At 42.7% G+C, this 18,020-nt stretch carries 15 protein-coding genes; 14 read left to right on the forward strand and 1 reads right to left on the reverse strand.

Going from position 1 to position 18,020, the window contains the following annotated elements; all coding sequences use genetic code 11:
• Positions 1 to 44: 44 nt before the first annotated feature.
• Genes KL866_RS13935 through nagA form a run of 7 tightly spaced genes read left to right on the forward strand, consistent with a single transcriptional unit; the run spans position 45 to position 10,571 of the window.
• Entirely contained in the window at positions 45 to 1,271 is a 1,227-nt protein-coding gene (locus KL866_RS13935; protein WP_251140057.1) for a sugar MFS transporter, read from the forward strand.
• Positions 1,272 to 1,275: 4 nt separating this feature from the next.
• The gene (locus tag KL866_RS13940; RefSeq protein WP_214995551.1) at positions 1,276 to 2,451 is read left to right on the forward strand and encodes an AGE family epimerase/isomerase; all 1,176 of its coding nucleotides are present in this window, start codon (positions 1,276 to 1,278) and stop codon (positions 2,449 to 2,451) included.
• Positions 2,452 to 2,465: 14 nt separating this feature from the next.
• Positions 2,466 to 4,700, forward strand: coding sequence for a GH92 family glycosyl hydrolase (locus tag KL866_RS13945; RefSeq protein WP_251140058.1), 2,235 nt, complete (start codon positions 2,466 to 2,468; stop codon positions 4,698 to 4,700).
• On the forward strand, positions 4,697 to 6,943 hold the full coding sequence (locus KL866_RS13950; protein WP_214995553.1) for a GH92 family glycosyl hydrolase: 2,247 nt from the start codon (positions 4,697 to 4,699) through the stop codon (positions 6,941 to 6,943). Before KL866_RS13945 ends, KL866_RS13950 begins: the two co-directional genes overlap by 4 nt.
• An 18-nt stretch (positions 6,944 to 6,961) precedes the next feature.
• Positions 6,962 to 8,428 carry a glycoside hydrolase family 47 protein gene (locus KL866_RS13955; RefSeq protein WP_214995555.1) on the forward strand — a complete coding sequence of 489 codons (1,467 nt, stop codon included), beginning with the start codon at positions 6,962 to 6,964 and terminating at the stop codon, positions 8,426 to 8,428.
• A gap of 5 nt (positions 8,429 to 8,433) precedes the next feature.
• Positions 8,434 to 9,432, forward strand: a complete 999-nt coding sequence (gene nagB-II, locus KL866_RS13960; RefSeq protein WP_214995557.1) for a glucosamine-6-phosphate deaminase NagB-II — start codon at positions 8,434 to 8,436, stop codon at positions 9,430 to 9,432.
• The gene (gene nagA / locus KL866_RS13965; protein ID WP_214995559.1) at positions 9,429 to 10,571 is read left to right on the forward strand and encodes an N-acetylglucosamine-6-phosphate deacetylase; all 1,143 of its coding nucleotides are present in this window, start codon (positions 9,429 to 9,431) and stop codon (positions 10,569 to 10,571) included. The genes nagB-II and nagA overlap by 4 nt, the downstream gene beginning before the upstream one ends.
• 63 nt (positions 10,572 to 10,634) lie before the next feature.
• Here the strand turns inward: nagA and KL866_RS13970 are convergent, their stop codons facing one another.
• Complete coding sequence (locus KL866_RS13970; protein ID WP_214995561.1) at positions 10,635 to 11,513, reverse strand: BadF/BadG/BcrA/BcrD ATPase family protein; 879 nt, start codon at positions 11,511 to 11,513, stop codon at positions 10,635 to 10,637.
• Between the two features lie 323 nt (positions 11,514 to 11,836).
• On the opposite strand from KL866_RS13970, the gene KL866_RS13975 reads away from it, so the two are divergent.
• The 7 genes from KL866_RS13975 to KL866_RS14000 all read left to right on the forward strand — a co-directional run bounded on the left by KL866_RS13975 (position 11,837) and on the right by KL866_RS14000 (position 18,002).
• Entirely contained in the window at positions 11,837 to 12,139 is a 303-nt protein-coding gene (locus KL866_RS13975; RefSeq protein ID WP_311236153.1) for an adenosine deaminase, read from the forward strand.
• A gap of 3 nt (positions 12,140 to 12,142) precedes the next feature.
• Positions 12,143 to 13,321 carry a DUF4105 domain-containing protein gene (locus tag KL866_RS20325; RefSeq protein ID WP_251140059.1) on the forward strand — a complete coding sequence of 393 codons (1,179 nt, stop codon included), beginning with the start codon at positions 12,143 to 12,145 and terminating at the stop codon, positions 13,319 to 13,321.
• Between the two features lie 48 nt (positions 13,322 to 13,369).
• Positions 13,370 to 13,975 (forward strand): hypothetical protein, encoded by a 606-nt coding sequence (locus tag KL866_RS20330; protein ID WP_251140060.1) that lies wholly within the window; start codon positions 13,370 to 13,372, stop codon positions 13,973 to 13,975.
• Positions 13,976 to 14,620: 645 nt separating this feature from the next.
• Positions 14,621 to 15,793 carry a PD-(D/E)XK nuclease family protein gene (locus KL866_RS13985; protein ID WP_214995563.1) on the forward strand — a complete coding sequence of 391 codons (1,173 nt, stop codon included), beginning with the start codon at positions 14,621 to 14,623 and terminating at the stop codon, positions 15,791 to 15,793.
• Positions 15,794 to 15,817: 24 nt separating this feature from the next.
• Complete coding sequence (locus KL866_RS13990; protein ID WP_118492444.1) at positions 15,818 to 16,492, forward strand: DUF6998 domain-containing protein; 675 nt, start codon at positions 15,818 to 15,820, stop codon at positions 16,490 to 16,492.
• A 165-nt stretch (positions 16,493 to 16,657) separates the two neighbouring features.
• Complete coding sequence (locus KL866_RS13995; protein ID WP_118492442.1) at positions 16,658 to 17,014, forward strand: RidA family protein; 357 nt, start codon at positions 16,658 to 16,660, stop codon at positions 17,012 to 17,014.
• Positions 17,015 to 17,213: 199 nt separating this feature from the next.
• Positions 17,214 to 18,002, forward strand: a complete 789-nt coding sequence (locus KL866_RS14000; protein ID WP_025256343.1) for a lipase family protein — start codon at positions 17,214 to 17,216, stop codon at positions 18,000 to 18,002.
• Positions 18,003 to 18,020 lie beyond the last annotated feature (18 nt).

Raw genomic sequence — 18,020 nt, forward strand, 5'->3', positions numbered from 1 at the left:
CTGATAGAGGCGCGAGTAACGCGCCTCTCTCCTAGGATATTGCCATGCACATACCATCCAATGCTAACGCTACCTCACCAAGCAGCCAAACGAATCACTTTGCGTTTGCAGCTATGACAACCTTGTTTTTTCTATGGGGTTTTATAACCGCGTTAAACGATATACTTATTCCCCATTTAAAAGCGGCGTTTTCGCTATCTTATACACAAGCTATGCTGGTTCAGTTTTGTTTCTTTGGCGCTTATTTTGTCGTTTCTCCTTTTGCTGGAAAACTGATAGAGCGAATTGGCTATACTAACGGCATCATTACCGGCTTATGTACAATCGCTACCGGCTGCTTGATTTTCTATCCGGCGTCGGAGCTAGGTTTTTATTTCGTATTCTTGTTAGGTTTGTTTATCTTAGCAAGTGGCGTAGCAATCCTTCAGGTTTCAGCGAACCCCTATGTTGCTATATTGGGCAGTGAAAAAACGGCTGCTAGCCGTTTGAACCTCGCCCAAGGAATCAATTCCCTTGGCCATACGTTAGCCCCCTTATTTGGCGCATTTTTGATATTTGGTGCAGTGCATCAAGAGACGTCTGCTGAATCAGTTCAGTTACCGTACTTTATTCTTGCAATAGCTACTTTATGTATCGCGGTAGGATTTAAATTTCTAAAGCTCCCCCAAATTAAAAGCCACCAAGCTACTCAAGCCTCGTCTGAAGTGTCTTTATTGAGTCAAAAAAATCTTATTTTGGGCGCCATCGGCATATTTCTTTATGTGGGTGCAGAAGTCACTATTGGCAGTTTCTTAGTTAATTACTTTTCCCAGCCTGATATAGGCAATATGAGTGAGAAAGCGGCCAGTAGCATGGTGTCGTACTACTGGGGCGGTGCCATGATAGGGCGCTTCGTGGGCGCAGCACTGACACGTGTAGTTAAGCCCGTTTACGTACTGGTAACGAATGCCCTTGCCGCCGTGGTGTTACTTTTTACTACGATGAATACCACCGGCGATCTCGCCATGTGGTCTGTTATCGGGGTAGGTTTTTTCAACTCTATTATGTTTCCCACTATCTTTTCTCTGGCCATAAAAGGGTTAGGACCACTTACAGGAAGAGGCTCAGGGCTGCTATGTCAAGCCATTGTCGGTGGCGCAATCTTGCCATTAATTCAGGGGGCGGTAGCGGACTTCACGTCAGTGCAAGCGAGCTTTATTGTTCCTGTCGCTGCGTATATTTATATCGGTTTTTATGCCATGTATGTGAAAAAATCAGAAAGTGAAGGATAGAGCAATGAATTTTTATAGCCGAGATTTTTTATCGACTCACTGCGAGTCCATTCTTAATTTTTATACGCTTCGTGTTGTTGACGAAAATGGCGGGTATTTCCAAAACTATTATGACGATGGTGAAGTGTTTAACGCCGGATTTAAACAACTAGTAAGCAGCACGCGCATCATTGTCAACTATGCAAACAGCTACACGTTATTTGGTAATGAAAAGTATAAAGAAATAGCACTTCATGGTTTAACGTTTCTTGAAACCGTTCATTTCCAACCTGAGAGCGAACGCTATGCGTGGACACTTCAAGACAATCAGCCTCTTGATTTAACGCAACAAGCGTATGGCTATGCCTTCGTTTTACTCGCTTATGCAGCGCTTCGCAAAGCGGGGATTATCGAAAGTAACGATAAACTCAATTACGTGTACGATTTGCTGGAACAACGTTTCTGGCAAGCTGATTACGGCCTGTATGCTGATGAAATTAGTGAATCGGGAGAGCTTAGCCCCTATCGCGGACAAAACGCTAATATGCACCTTTGTGAGGCAATGTTAAGTGCATACCAAGCCACTAAGGAAACGAAATTTCTAGACCGCGCTGAAACGCTTGCTCATAACATCGCGTATAAACAAGCAGCCCTTTCTGACAATTTAATCTGGGAACATTATACGCCCTCATTTGATATCGACTGGGAATATAACAAAGACGATCCAAAGAATTTGTACAGACCTTGGGGCTTTCAGCCGGGCCATCAGACCGAATGGACTAAGCTGTTGCTTATATTACATCGTTATCGCCCGGATCCGCGCCTTGTACAAACCGCTAAATCACTATTTGATCGTGCGGTAGAAACAGCCTGGGATGATACATACGGAGGCTTGATTTACGGCTTTGATGATAATGGCAAATGGTGCGACGACGATAAGTACTTTTGGGTACAAGCAGAAAGCTTTGCTGCCGCCGCACTTCTTTATGAACAAACAAAGGAATCTCGCTTTTTAGACACGTACGCTAAATTATGGCAGTACAGTTGGGAGCACATGGTAGACCATCAATATGGTGCATGGTTCCGTGTATTAAAACGCACTAACGCTAAGTACAGCAATGAAAAAAGTGCCGCTGGGGCAAAGTGTGATTACCACACACTTGGCGCGTGCTTCGATGTTCTTTCTACTCTTAGTGAATAATGTAGGTTTCTTCAATGGCCCCCTTCAAATCTAATAGAATGTTTTTATCTTTTTGGGTATCGCTGTTTGCTACGAGCTTGCTCGCAGGGTGCGTCACTCCAACAGGGTTGCAAACCCATAGCAATGTAGAACCTCAAGTCTCACCCATTGACTGGGTAGATCCATTTATCGGCACGGATGGAAAAGGTAAAACCTACCCTGGCGCCACCGCGCCTTATGGAATGGTGCAACTTAGTCCTGATAATGGCCGTGCAGGATGGGATTGGATTTCTGGCTATTTTTACCCAGATACTGTTATCGCTGGATTTAGCCATAAACACTTATCAGGCACAGGCGCAGGGGATCTATATGATATCTCTTTTATGCCCCTAAGTGGTAAAGAGGTAAAACGCGAGCTTGAAGGGGGGCCAGAAGATGGCACTATTTCGTCTTCGTTTAAACATTCAAAAGAACAAGCAAAGCCTGGCTATTACGAAGTCTATTTAGACGATTACGATATTACTGTTAGCCTTACCGCATCAGATCGCATCGGTATTCAACGCTATCAATTTAAGGCGCCCGATACGTCTAACCGGGTAAGACTTGACTTAGGCTACTCTCGGAACTGGGACGATACAACCGACACATACATCGAAATCGTCGATAATTACACGGTACGTGGCTATCGAAAATCGACGGGCTGGGCCACAGATCAACGGGTTTACTTTTATACGCGTTTTTCCCAGCCGTTTGCGCAACACCAAATAAACGCGCAACGTCCTAATACTATAACCACCGCACAAGGCGAAGGCGTGACAGCTATATTTAGCTTTCCTAATACCTTAGCCCTTGAAGTATCAACCGCATTAAGTTCGGTTAGTATGGATAACGCCCGTTTCAACTGGTTAGCCGAAGAAAACGCTAACGACTATAACGCGACTCTTGTTAACACCCAACGCCGTTGGAATAAGCTTTTATCGACCATAGAGATTGACGCATCAGACGATAACAAAACGCAGTTCTATACCGCCTTGTACCATACGTATTTAGCGCCTCGTTTATTTTCAGACACGGATAAGCGCTATAAAGGCCCTGATGGCGAAATACATACGAGTAGTTCAACTCGGTATGACTTCTTTTCCTTGTGGGATACGTTTCGTGCTTTACACCCCTTTAAAACCATTACCGACCAAGCCTCAACAAAAGTCATGATGAACAGCATGATGGAACATTACGAGGTAACTGGGCGTCTTCCGGTATGGATTTTTGAAGGCAATGAGACAGATATGATGATGGGCTATCATTCTGTGCCCGTATTAATAGACGCTTATTTAAAAGGGCTCACTGACATAGATGGTGAGCGCTTACTCCAAGCCGCTATGAAGAGTGCTAAACAGCAAGAATTTGGTATAGGCTCATATCAGAATTTAGGGTATGTCCCGTATGAAGAAAAAAGCTGGAATGTATCGCTAACGCTGGAATATGCCTTTGACGATTACGCTATTGCATTGCTTGCAGATTCATTAGGGAAATCCCATATCGCTGAAGAGTTCTACGCTCGAGCGCAGAATTATGCTCATCATTTTGACCCTAACACTGGTTTCATGCGAGCTAAAAGCCTCTCAGGCGCCTTCCGTCCTGAGTTCGATCCTACTGCCTATCACCCTGAGGACTATTGCGAAGCCAATGCCTGGCAATACAGCTTTTTCGTTCCCCATGATGTTGAGGGAATGATTGCGCTTTATGGTGGAAAAGCACGTTTCGCCACTAAACTTGATGCTATGTTTGCCACATCACAAAGCAGTGATGACTTGCCAGAGTGGATTTCAGGTAATATTGGACAGTACGTGCACGGCAATGAACCTAGTCATCACGTTCCCTACCTATACCAATACGCCGGTGAACCACAAAAAACACAGCGCTTAGTCAGACAAATAATGGACACTCTGTACACCACCCAACCGGATGGTTTATCTGGCAATGAAGATGCCGGACAAATGTCTGCTTGGTATTTATTCAGTGCAATGGGATTCTACCCTGTTAATCCGGTAAGCGGCGAATATGTACTCGGTAGCCCAGAACTTAATTCGGCTGTTATTCACCTGGAAAACGGCAATAAATTTAAAATAAATACGGTTAATCAAGCCCCCGAAAACGTGTACGTGAAACGTGTATTGTTAAATGGTACTCCCCTTTCTCGCTTCACGCTTAAGCACAGTGAAATACTGGCCGGTGGCTCCTTAGTCTTTGAAATGAGTAACGCTCCATGAAACAGTTCGTATTTTTAGGGCTTCTTTGCCTAACGCTGTCACACGCTGTTCGCGCTGAAAATAACGCTCAATATGTTGACCCTTTTATTGGCACCTCAAATTTTGGGGCCACCCACCCTGGGGCTCAATATCCCAATGGTTTAGTCTCTGTATCCCCTTTTAACGTGGCCCATAGGTTCAACAATGAAAACCCATTTGAAAAAGACGAAGCGTGGAATTCAAGAGTTTATATACATGAAAACACCTACTTTACCGGCTTAAGCCATTTGAATTTAAGTGGTGTTGGTTGCCCAGAAGCGGGGGTTGTGATTGTAATGCCTACTACGGGCACAAAAAACTTTGACGCAAAAGAATACGGCAGCTCCCTTTCAAGCCAATTCGCAAAACCTGGCGTTTATAGCGCTAAGGCTGATCGTTATGGCGTAGAGATGACATCAACTGCTTCAGTGCGCAGTGCTATTACCGAGTTTGCCTTCCCAGCGGGGCAAGCCAACGTCATTATAAACCTAGGGCAAGGGCTCACCAATGAAACCGGCGGCTCTATTCAGCAAATATCTGAAACCGAATTTGTTGGAAGCCGAACACTCGGTACCTTCTGCTACTCTTCACAGGACGTTCGCCCTGTGTACTTTGCAGTATCATTTGACACGCTTCCTACCGATTCGGGCGTTTATAAAAAAATGCCCAAATACAAAAACGTAGAGGCAGATTGGATAGGTACAAATGACGATTACAAAAGCTACGCTCAATACCGCCACCCTATGTACGGAGACGACCTAGGTGGATGGGCAACCTTTACCAGTGATACTAAGCATACTGTGAAGGTGAAAGTCGCCTTGAGTTTTACGAGCATCGAAAATGCCCGAGAGAATCTGCATCATGAGATTCCTGACTTCAATAATAAAAAAGTTACTCAAGCGGCTGAGACTGCATGGAACAATAGGCTTAACCGTGTGCAAGTAGAGGGCGAAACAGACGATAAAATTCGGTTCTATACCGCTCTTTACCATACACTTATTCACCCTAGTATTATTAGTGACGTAAACGGAGACTATCCGCTTATGGGACAAAGTGGTACTGGAAACGATAAAGAGAACCCACGCTTTTCCGTGTTTTCTCTTTGGGATACGAGTCGCAACGTTCACCCGTTATTAAGTCTTCTATACCCCCACTTACAACAACAAATGATGCATAGTGCCATTCAAATGGCGAAAGAGTCAGGATGGCTACCCAAGTGGGAACTCTTTGGCATGGAAACCCAAGTAATGGTAGGTGATCCTGGCACCGTAATGATTGCTGACGCCTATTTACGCGGGATTACAGATGTCGACATAACGGCAGCATTTGACGCGATGCTAAAGTCTGCCTTGCAAGAAAATGCAAACCTATTGCGCCCTGAAATTAACGACTATTTAACGCTTGGTTATGTCCCCTTTGACGACGAAGGCCCTTATGATGGTAGCGTGGCTACCAGCTTAGAATACTTCCAAGCGGATTATGCTATTGCCAAGCTAGCCACAGCCTTGAACAAAGATGCCATAGCATCAACTTTCTACACCAGAGCTGCCCAGTTTGAACAACTATTTGACCCAGCTACAAAAATGCTGCGCCCTAAAAACCGAAAAGGAGAATGGTTGTCGCCTTTTGATCCAGAACTAGGTCGAAATTTCGAACCCGCCACCGGTTACATCGAAGGAAATGCATGGAATTACCGTTTCTATACCCCTCACGCTATACCTCGCTTAATTGAACTTCATGGGGGGAAAGATAATTTCGAAAAGGCTTTAGATGCTACGTTTGCCACAAATAACTTTGATATGGCTAATGAACCAGACATTACGTACCCATTCTTATATAACTACCTCAATAGCGGCGTTGAAAAAACTACATCAGTGGTACATAGCCTCATCAACGAACATTTTGGCATTCAGCCAGGTGGTTTACCGGGTAATGACGACACCGGCACCATGTCCGCTTGGCTCGCATTTTCTATGATGGGCATTTACCCATTAAGCCCCGCTGATGCGAATTACACAATTTTTGCCCCTGTATTTGACAAAATCACCCTAGAGTTGGGCGAAGAACACGATAGTAACACCACGCTCATCATCGAAAAGAAGCTCAGTGACCGTACGAGCATTTTATTCAACGAAAGTCACTTAGCTTCGCCATTTATTTCTCATAGCGAGCTAGTACAAGGCGGAAAACTCACTGTCGAGCACCCTTCAAAACACACTCATTAGCATAGGAATAGCGGAAATATGAAAAAAACATGGTTAGCAGCTTCAGTAATAACCTGTATTTTAAGTGGATGTTCAACTTCTACTAGTGAAGAGCGCTACAGGGGTTCTGTACAAGCGAATTCAGCGCCTCTTTCAGCCGTTAAAGGCATTGCCGCTGAGCCCGCTCTTGCAAAAGAAGTCGTGGAAGAAACCCGTAGAGCCTGGCATGCCTACCGAGACTATGCGTGGGGTTACGATGTATTACTGCCTCTGTCGAAAAAAGGGTTTAACTGGTATGAAAATTCGTTAGGCATATCACCGATAGACGCTTATAGCACGCTGAAAGTTATGGGGCTAAATGAAGAAGCAAAAGAAGTAGAAGATTACGCCTTAGCGCAAGATTGGAACAAAGATCAATATGTCCAGGTATTTGAAGTTAATATTCGTATTCTTGGCGGTTTGTTGGCCATCTATGAGCTTGGCGGAAATCCCAAAATTCTCGCCAAAGCCGTTGATTTTGCCGATCGTTTACTGCCTGCATTTAACTCCCCTACAGGCCTTCCATACCATTCTGTAAACTTGAAAACGGGTGAGGTAGCGGGTGATAAAGGTCAGGGTGAAGGCACTACAATTAATGTCGCCCAGGCCGCCACTTATTTATTCGAGTTTGGCATTTTAAGCTATTACAGCCAAGACCCTAAATACTATCAGGCTGCAAAAAAAGCGACGAAAGCTATCTATGAAAGACGCTCTGAGATAGGTCTGCCTGGCGAAGTTATTAATGTAGAAACGGGAGAATGGGAAGGTACGCAATGGCACCACTTACAAGCTGGTGTAGATGCCTACTATGAATATATGTACAAGAGCTGGATGATACTCCCCGACCCTGAAATTAAAGCGATATGGGACGATTCTAAAGCTAAAATAGATAGATATTTAACCGATGATTTCAACGGACATCGTTTTTATTCTATTGTCGACATGCGCACGGGAAAAATTCTCAAACGTTCCGTTTCTTTGTACGACGCATTTTTCCCTGCTATTCAGGCTATCTCAGGCGATATAGAAAACGCGGAAAAAACACAGCAATCCTGGCATTGGTTGTGGCAAAAATATGGCTTATTGCCTACGCGCTACCATTATGGAGAAGACAGAATTGAATATGCTAACTCTGAGCTTAACCCAGAAATTGTAGAGTCGGCTTACTACCTTCACCAACTAACTGGGAAGGAAGAATATCTAGACATGATCAAAACATACTGGGCCGATATGAAAGCCTGCTGCAGAAACGACACAGCGTTTAACTCGGTTGAAGATGTCCGTACCATGGAGCCCAAAGATTACCTTGCTACGTATTTTTATGCTGAAACATTGAAGTACTTTTATGTTGCCTTTGCGGGTAGTGAAGCATTTAACTTCGACGACTATATATTCAATACCGAAGCACATCCGTTTCTTAGAAAATCATTTGATGCTGACAAAGCTAAAACATATTTAGGATATTAATATTTATGAACGGAACACTAATGGCGAAAGAAACCCGGGAAGTTTCGGATACCCTCGTTCGCCAGCTGAACCGCAATGAAAAAGTTATTGCTCAGCTAGTCGCTAAGGTTGGAGAGTCTCGGCCTTCATTAATATATATGATAGGGCGTGGTTCGTCAGACCACGCTGGTGTATTTGCTAAATACCTTTTTGAAACCACGCTTGGAATCCCAGTTTGTCATGCTGCGCTATCTTTAAGCAGCATCTACAACAAAGCATTACACTTAGAAAATGCCCTTGTCTTTGTTATATCTCAGTCAGGTGGAAGCAATGATATTATTGCTCAGACCGAGATGGCGAAACAGGCAGGCGCAATAGTAGTTGGGCTTATAAATAATGAAGATGCTGAACTGCGGCATATAGTAGATTTCTTTATCCCGCTTAGCGCGGGACCAGAGTTAGCTGTTGCGGCGACGAAAAGCTATATTGCAGCGTTAAGCGCGCTTATACATATTGCAGCAAAACTATCAGACAATGTGCAGCTATTTGATGATCTTAGAACAGCGCCTAAGCGCCTTAAAGAAGAGTTAGAACAACCTTCTTTAATAACTATAGATGCTTTTGCTTCACTTGAAAGATGTGTTGTACTTGGGCGTGGTTTTGGATATGCAATAGCCAGAGAAATGGCGTTAAAGATTAAGGAAGTTTGCGCAATTCAAGCTGAAGCGTTCTCCTCAGCAGAGTTCTCCCATGGCCCTTTTGCGCTTTTAAATAATCCTTTGTCTATCCTTAATGTGCTTATCTATGATGAAAGCAAGCAATCCCATGAAGATAGACTCGCCATCATCAAATCGAGTGGTGGGGAATTGATGTCAACCTTGAAAACGGCGCCAGATTTGCATCCTGCGGTACAGTGTTTAGTTATAATGCAGCGCTTTTATCTCGATATAGAATCAATATCGTTAGCGCTAGGCATGAACCCCGACTCCCCCGAGGGTCTTAAGAAGGTGACAAAAACTATATGAAAAACGATACCTATTTTGTGTCTCGAATTTTCGATGGTGAACAGATACATAATGAGTGTTTAGTTACTGTACGTGATGGCAGGATTGAAACTCTCGAGCCTAACGCCTCCCGCCGCTCCCCCTACGAGAAGTTAAACGGATTACTTGTACCTGGCTTCGTAGATCTGCAGATAAACGGCGGCGGTGGCGTTCAGTTTAATCATGCGCCAAGCTTACCAACGCTTACCAAGATGAGTTCGGCTCACAGCCTTACTGGCACGACATCAATGCTACCTACAATCATGACAGATAGCTTTGCTGTTATGGAACAAGGAGCAAATGCGGTGGCTCAGGCTTTGTCTCAAGATATTTCGTGTATTGTGGGCATTCACTTTGAAGGTCCACACTTAAGTGTGGCTAAAAAGGGAATGCACAGTGGTGAACACATACGAGGTTTAAGTGATAAGGAAATCGCCTTATTTACCCGAAAAGATATCGGTAATGTTCTCGTAACTGTGGCGCCTGAACAGGTAAGTACACACGATATTGCCTTATTGGTAAAAGAAGGCGTAACGGTGTTCTTAGGACATTCAAACGCGTCTGTTGAAGTGGCACAGGCAGCAATAGACGCGGGAGCTGTTGGCTTTACTCACTTGTATAATGCTATGTCTGGTCTTAGTGCAAGAGAGCCGGGGCTGGTTGGCTGCGCGCTGGCGTCAACCACTACCTATGCAAGTATTATTGCTGATCTTATCCACGTTAATCCATACAACATTCGCCTTGCGTTAAACGCACTAAGTAGTAATAAACTCTTTCTCGTTACAGACGCTATGGCACCCTCGGCAAGTAAGGAAACCAGTTTTTATTACGCAGATGAAAAAATAGATCTTAAAGATCAAAGGTTAGTTACTAACAAGGGCAATCTGGCAGGTTCAGTATTAACTATGATAGACGCAGTAAGAAACCTGTCATTAACCATGCGTGTCCCCCTTGAGCTATGTCTTAAGATGGCCACGTCTACACCTGCCAAAGCTATTGGAAGGGAAAAAAGCCTAGGTTATTTAAAACCAGGAATGCCAGCTGACTTTTTACTATTGAATGAGGCGTTAGAAATAGACGGAGTTTGGAAGCACGGACAATTGATTAGTGAAGGTTCTTAACGCGGATAGTTTAAAGACTCACCCATAATAGTAAGTTCCCCTCATTGTTTAAAACTGGCCGAACTAATTTTCGACCAGCTTTTGCTTCATATAGTCAATAACACCGGTTTGTGGTGATGACTTAGGCGTCACTAGCAGAGATTGAACTTGCTGGGTTAAGAGCGGGGTATAAATACCGTTTAGCCCACCCACTAAGCTTAGGGGTAAACGATAATTATCCGATAAGCTCGACGCTATCGTGGACAAATAACTCGCACCTTTTGTCATTAGCGCTTTTGCTACAGGACAGTCTTTATTAAAGGCCTCTACGACCACCGGCGCTAAAACGCCATAATCTCCCCCTTTAAAACCCTTAACTTGTGCGGTAAGTTCGGCTGCTGTTTTTAGGTTGAAATGAGCACACACTGAGGAAAATAATACACTCTTTTCCTTTACGCCATCAAAGGCCAACAACGTATGTTTAATTGCTTCTAAGCCTAGCCATGCACCACTGGCATTATCCCCTACAGCAATGCCATATCCTCCCCTGTCGAAAAATTTACCATTTTGGTATGCAGTACCTGCGGAACCAGTACCGCAAATGACAAGTGCGCCAGGGCTGCCATTATGAGCTCCTAAGCACGCACTATGTAGGTCGCTCATAACATGAACCGCTTTAAAAGGATTAGGTAAGGAATGAAACTGTTTTACTGCACTTGGAATGTTAGCACCGGCTAAGCCCGCTCCTAAATACACCTGATCGAGACTTATTGGACGCCCCGCGCGATACACGGCTTCTTCACTAGCACTAATAATCGATCGTAAAGCTTGCTCAGCGTTCGTCATAATATTAGCTGAGCCCGATTCAGCTTGCCCGAGAATATTGCCGTGCGTATCTTCTAACTGTGCCCGGCAACGGGTACCGCCTCCATCCACGCCAATAATATATGCTTCTTTAGTCATGTCGATTTTTTGCTTCTTAATCAGCCTATTAACCTCATATATTAGCGCATCACAGTGTTAATTCCCGCACTTTTTTTACTCATCGTACCCTGCTTATCTAAACATTCTTATAATAGAGGTATTACTATTCATAACGTATGAGCCCCTCATTCAAATACTTATAAATACCGTTATTTATAGCGAGCATCTCAACGATACGGTAGTAAAGAATGTCTGTTAAAATAACTAATTCACTTCATGTTGTACTGAGAGATTGGACAACTACAGTGTCATCTTCTTATTTTTGAAGCAGATACTGAAACCGACCCTTGAGTCGGTTTTTTGTGTCTGAAATTCACCAACCTAATTTGAACATTAACTTTCTAATTGCGTACTGCTTAACAACTACAGTTACTGTTGACGGTATGTCTCAAACAGTGCCTGGCGTAGTTACTGTTAAGAAAGAGAACAAAGATAAAGTGCTAGTTGCTGACGATGCAAAATGTACCGACGTTAACCTGAACAAAGAAGTTGAATCTGCGTTTTTTATCAACATCATTAGTGGCGGTGTATTCGGTTCGTCTACCGATTACGGCTCAGACAAAATGTGGAAATACCAAGATTCAGTAAGCGTACCTTGTAAATAAGATATGTTTACACGAATTCTAAAAGGAAGCATTCTTGCTTCCTTTTTTTTGATTTTTGCAGCTAATTCCACGGCCAGTGAGGTTACTCAAACTAGCTACTCGAAAGTTGATAGCTCAACGTTACAGCAAATAGCTAACGACCCGTTGTGGCACCTATTGTTGCAACTTAAAAATGGGAAGCCAATAACTAACGACACCTCTATTTATATATCAAAGTCGTTCGTCAGCCCGTTAGCCGAAGCGCAAGCTACCGTAGAGCTTTTTCAGCGTAATATCCAAAACATTTGCAACTACCCTGCTCGTTTACGACTGCTCAAGCACTACATACCCGAATTTGAATCAATTTCCCCAGCCGAGCACTGCGCAGAATATCGCAAATTTCTAGAAAGTGTTCCGGCCGATAGTATCAAGCTAATTTATGCCTCGGAAAATGTTACATCTGCGAGCTCTATGATGGGGCATATTATGCTTCGTCTAGATGGCACTAACGATAAAGACATTCCCGTTAAGCACGGTATTACGTTTTTTACAGAACTAGACTCTTTAAACGTTCCTCACATCATGTACGAAACATTGATGACAGGAAAAGAAGGCGTATTTAAGGTTGCTCCTTACCAAGAATTTGAGCAATTTTATCTTTATGAAGAGCAAAGAAACATTTGGCGATACACGCTAGATTTCAACGAGCAACAGCGCCACTTTGTACAAGACTACATATGGGGAATGGGACAGCAGAGCCCCGCTTATTTTTTTCATATATTCAACTGTGCCACCGTTACTCAGTTATTGGTAAATATTGCTCGTCCTGCTCATCTAAATCAGGTTGCAAGCTGGTTGCCCCCTCTTGATGTTGTTAAATTTGCACAAGCAAACTCTCTCGTTGCATCAACCCAATTCGTACCTTCAAATAAGTGGGAAATAACGACGTTAGAAGAAAGTATCGGGAGTAAACGTGCGTCTACCATATCTTCGCATTTGGCTCGCGCTCAGTTAGATTCATTATCACTTTCGTTTGTTGAAACCAAATACGCACTGGCGCTTAATCAGTACTTTAGGTCAGCTCAAACAATCTCAGAACAGAAATATCAAAAGAACTCCGCTGAAATTGCAGCGTTTGATGCTAAATATAAGCACCTTTCTTTAGACGTGTCTGAACTCCCTGTTCCTTCCTCTCGCCAATAAGAAGGTTATGTTGCTGCCGGTTTCACTCATCAAGACAGCCGTTCTTTCATGGCATTTCGAGCCTTTCCTGTTGCAAGAAGGCTAGCCGACGACAACAGGAGCATGATTGGTGAAACCGAGCTTATCTTGGCCGACGTTGAGTTCAGAGTTGGTTTAGAGCAAAACAACTTAGGTGATATCTATGTGGACAAGGCCATGCTTTACCAAATGGTATCGCGAGTACCTATTACACAAAATATAAGCAACTGGTCACCTTCATTTAACATTGGGATAAATCGCGTGCTAACTGGCGAGCTAAAACGCAAACTCATTGTTCAATCAGAGTTTGGTTTAGGCTTAACACGTGAAGTTATGCAAGGTTTAGGGGTGTATAGCGACATTATAGTGGGGGCAGGCGCTAACAAGGACGAAGCATTTGTGTACGCCAAGCCCGTTATTGGGCTAAACGCATATACAAAACTGAATAGTAAGTTGGCGGTTAACTTAAGTAGGACCTACAACCAATATGGAAGTGATGATCCAATCGATGCAGTATCGTTGAGCTTGCACCAATACGGTTTTGAAGACATCACGCTAGATTTCGAAGTGAATATACAGAAAGTTGCCGACGCATATGAATCCAGTGCTTCTTTTATGTTGGGGTATCGGTTTTAACATTTTTTGGGGCTTTCAAAACGTAACATCTAAAGAGGGGTCTATAAATGAAAAGTGTCAGTGGGGTGTAAAACTAAATTAAGACAACTTTAATGACAGCATCGAATGCACGTATTGGTATCTTTTGGATTTACCATGAAAGGCTAATATCTAGGTCTATATTATTGTCGAAAGCAAAGTACAGTAGTCTGGGTATTGCCGACACATGTTTTAGCCATATAAGAGTTTGGGAAACCGAGAAAGCTTACCTTCCTGAATTTCCAACACTTATGAATTCTGAGTATCAGATGTTCCCTCGTGGACGAGTTCTCTTTGAGAAGAAATGTGCTACGTTTAAAGTTTTTGCTGATAGCGCTATTATTAAAAATAAGTACAGTAGAAAACTCATTATCGACGCTTTTTCACTACAGGACGAAAAATGTAAATGGACAAGAGATACTCATTATGCGGTCTTTTGAACAGCTTACTAATGGCTTTTACCTAACCTTTCAAACGCATAATCAATTTACCGGATTCATTAACTCTTTTCGTTAGGATGCAATAAGTATTCGCGAGCGAGGTGAAAGCACTTATGAAAATGGCGTTTTCTGTGAGTTACTTGATAACTAAATAAATAAAACCGATCAATGTGGAAGAGTCCAAAGCATGGAAGACAACCTACTCGTAAACTTAAGAAAGTATCGACCTAGAGATAAATCAGACCCATTAGAAAACTTTTTAACAGAAGCATTTGCGCACCTTTTAAAAAATAGCAGCGAAGTTATGGTAGCTCTCTTAGAAGAGATTAATTCAAAATTTGAGCTACCAAAAGCTTTCAATGCCAATAACTATGAAGTCTCAACCCAAGCAAACTTCGATGGAAAATTTCCTGACATGCTGGTTAAGTGGGACGATGTAGTAATAGTTTTCGAGCATAAAGTCTATTCTGAATTGAGTTATTCTCAGCTCGATAATTACAGAGCCTATGCTGAAGAACATTTCAATTATCATTACGTTGTTCTTATAACTGCACGAGAGTATCAACATAAACAAAACCCCGACTGCGCTATTTGTTGGCATGATATTCACGAAATTTTGGGTAAAATTAAGCCTTTAAAAAATGAAACAGCCCAATGGTACTTGGAATCCTTCAAAGGGCTTCTTCAAGCAGAGGGATTGGGTAAGATATCTCCTATCAATCAATTGGCTATTACGCATTACCTTGAAGCTAAACAGCTTGAAGAACAAATGCGTTCGCTTATCAAGCAAGCCTCTCTTGAACATATCACTTGGCCTTTAGTCCAATTATTGGAACCTACTGTAAAAGATCGACTTTCCACTGTTGAGCGTCGAATTGGAATAGAGTTCTGTAGTGTTGAAAGTGCTCAGAAGCTTGACTGGAGGCCAGGTATTTTTTGCGGCTTTTTGGCTGATGGTGCTGACCATAAATTTGAACATATAACGGGCAAACACATGCACGTCGGATTAATCTTCGACTTTCAAAAATCGTTACATAACTCGCTCCAATCAAGCTCTATCTTTAAAGGGCTTAGAAGCGAGCTCACAGAAAGAATTAACAAGTTAAATTCATCGAACGTTAGTTATTCGCCCCATGATAATAAATGGAAAGTTATTGATAGTCTAAGCGCTTCAAAAAATGTCGAAATTAACCTTTACCATCCTTTCGCAGTGTTGATGCGCATGGATGCATTTTTCTCTGAATTACATGAGTCTACAGAGCAGCTTAATAAATTTGTTCGTTCAATTAGTTTATTACAGGAGTTGCTTTTGTCTTGCCCAAATTTTCAACCGTTCATTATTGAATTAAACACAAAATAATTAGAGACCATAACAGGAGTTAAAATGGCCCTGACACAAATGCAAATCATTCAGTCACTAGGCGAAGCAATGTCGTGGTTTGAAAGGGAAATCACATGGGGTGTTCCACCTACAGAGTTGCGTCACCTCATAGGAAGAATTGGTGAATTGTACGCGGCTTTAATCACTAATGGACAAATGGCTAGTGAAGTAAATCAACAAGGTTATGATGTTGTTAGCGCAGCTGGTGAGAGGGTATCAGTAAAAACCACAGCTATGATGGGCGCCAGTGGTCACATAGCGTTTAACCCTAACACATTACAATTCGTAGACCGTGTGATTGTGCTAAAGGTTAATACTGAAGAAATGCAAATAGAAACATTGCTAAACGAAGAAACAGATGTAGCAAAAACGTTTATGCGTGAATCTAGCGGAAATAGTGGAAAGTTAATCATATCGCTCTCTAGACTACTTAATACCAATAAAATAAAGAAAGATGTATCTACTGTTAATACAGTATACAAAGCACCTTACACAATTAAAGAGCTTGAAAACGGTACTATCGAAGTCTACAAAGGAGCTGAACACATAACGCCTGCAAAGCCTATCCTTCGGGAAGTGGCAAAGCAGCTCAATCTGAGTATTTTAAATGGCAACGGTAACCCTTTTAATACGAGGCAACTCGGCAGTTTGATTATTAGAACGTTAAAAGCAAAATAGCTGTCAAAAGTAGTGGTTCTCAATGAAACTACACTTTCCTTCCTTAATTTATTGGAAAAGTGCAGCGTCGCCTTTTTCGCAACACACTAATAATTGAAGTAACCCCGCAAACCAATTAAAGTCGCTCAACACAAACTCTTCCCACTTCCTGAAAGGCTCTAATTCATGAACATTGAACGAATAGAAACCAAGCAGCGCATGAGTCGCATTGTGAAGCACAATGGCGTTATCTACTTATGCGGGCAAGTATGTGCAGATGCTACGCAAGATATTACCCACCAAACTCAAACCATGCTTGATAAAGTGGATAGCTTACTTGTTCAAGCGGGAAGCGATAGAAAGCATATGCTTTCAGCGACCATTTATCTTAAAACCATGGATGATTTTGCGAAGATGAATGAGGTATGGGATAACTGGGTTCCAGAGGGTTACGCTCCAGCGCGAGCTTGCGTTACAGCCGATATGGCACGCGAGGCGCTTCTTGTAGAAATTTCTGTTGTTGCTGCTGAGATTGCAGAATAAGCATAGAAAGCAAAAACGGATTTTAGGCTTTGTGATTATTGGTATTCCCCCACTACATAAAGCCTTTTTATCCTTAACTTCCCCAAAAAATTGGTCACCGTCATATCTTTGAAATAAATATCCTATAGCGTATAAGGTTCTCTGAAAGTGCCGTCAAAAGCACTAATTCAAAATGCACATTGCTCCGATATGAGTTTTCATGAAGAAATTGAAACGCTATCAATACGAACGATATGCCATCCTCTGTCAACTCGCCTACCCCGACGCCGACGCGCAATACAAAAAAATATTAGACCCCTTTCATGAACGCCAACTGGTCGACAAATACGGCAGAATGAGTGTAAGAATATTGTGGGTTGAGAACAAAAAAGAAGTCATCATCGTATTTCGCGGTTCGTTGGGCTTTAAAGACTGGTTCGCTAATTTGTTCTTTATACCCTTTAGATTACGTCAGTTGAACAGAAGCTTTTTTGTTCATTGGGGGTTTGCGAGATTACTTGCGCAGCCAATGTATTCAAGTACAAAAACCTCTGAGGACGCTTTACCGCTAAGGGAATTACTTGTAAAAGTACTAGAACCACTTCGCGCCCAAGGCAAACGCTTTTCGTTTATTGGCCATTCATCAGGCGGAGCTGTCGCTGTGCTCATGGCCGATTATTTCCAAAGGCGATTCCCTAAGTCAGTGAAAAGAGTAGTGACTTTTGGTCAACCAGCCGTTGGCACGCGCTCGTGGTACAAACACTACACGCTACACCACAGGACCTACCGTATTTGTTGCGACTTAGACGTAATCACCTTTATGCCGCCCTTTCCTTTTTACTTTTGGCACGTGGGTAAAATGCTTTGGCTGCACGACGACAAAATATATGAAAACACACCTACGCATAAGCGCTTTTTTATGTCGCTTCAAAGTTGGTTGTTACGCCCTATTACCTACCACTACATGCGAAAATATATCCGCAACAAGTCGTTGTTTGATGAGCATTAAAGCGATCATTTTTACCCA

The sequence above is a fragment of the Alteromonas sp. ALT199 genome, from assembly GCF_018619335.1.
In the GTDB taxonomy this organism is placed as follows: Bacteria; Pseudomonadota; Gammaproteobacteria; order Enterobacterales; family Alteromonadaceae; genus Alteromonas.

Excerpts from the sequence above, each read along its gene's own strand:
- KL866_RS20330 (WP_251140060.1), top strand. The coding sequence starts at position 13,370 with ATGGCATTTCGAGCCTTTCCTGTTGCAAGAAGGCTAGCCGACGACAAC.
- KL866_RS20325 (WP_251140059.1), top strand. The coding sequence starts at position 12,143 with ATGTTTACACGAATTCTAAAAGGAAGCATTCTTGCTTCCTTTTTTTTG.
- KL866_RS13940 (WP_214995551.1), top strand. The coding sequence starts at position 1,276 with ATGAATTTTTATAGCCGAGATTTTTTATCGACTCACTGCGAGTCCATT.
- KL866_RS13985 (WP_214995563.1), top strand. The coding sequence starts at position 14,621 with ATGGAAGACAACCTACTCGTAAACTTAAGAAAGTATCGACCTAGAGAT.
- nagA (WP_214995559.1), top strand. The coding sequence starts at position 9,429 with ATGAAAAACGATACCTATTTTGTGTCTCGAATTTTCGATGGTGAACAG.
- KL866_RS13950 (WP_214995553.1), top strand. The coding sequence starts at position 4,697 with ATGAAACAGTTCGTATTTTTAGGGCTTCTTTGCCTAACGCTGTCACAC.
- nagB-II (WP_214995557.1), top strand. The coding sequence starts at position 8,434 with ATGAACGGAACACTAATGGCGAAAGAAACCCGGGAAGTTTCGGATACC.
- KL866_RS13935 (WP_251140057.1), top strand. The coding sequence starts at position 45 with ATGCACATACCATCCAATGCTAACGCTACCTCACCAAGCAGCCAAACG.
- KL866_RS13990 (WP_118492444.1), top strand. The coding sequence starts at position 15,818 with ATGGCCCTGACACAAATGCAAATCATTCAGTCACTAGGCGAAGCAATG.
- KL866_RS13955 (WP_214995555.1), top strand. The coding sequence starts at position 6,962 with ATGAAAAAAACATGGTTAGCAGCTTCAGTAATAACCTGTATTTTAAGT.
- KL866_RS13995 (WP_118492442.1), top strand. The coding sequence starts at position 16,658 with ATGAACATTGAACGAATAGAAACCAAGCAGCGCATGAGTCGCATTGTG.
- KL866_RS14000 (WP_025256343.1), top strand. The coding sequence starts at position 17,214 with ATGAAGAAATTGAAACGCTATCAATACGAACGATATGCCATCCTCTGT.
- KL866_RS13945 (WP_251140058.1), top strand. The coding sequence starts at position 2,466 with ATGGCCCCCTTCAAATCTAATAGAATGTTTTTATCTTTTTGGGTATCG.
- KL866_RS13970 (WP_214995561.1), bottom strand. The coding sequence starts at position 11,513 with ATGACTAAAGAAGCATATATTATTGGCGTGGATGGAGGCGGTACCCGT.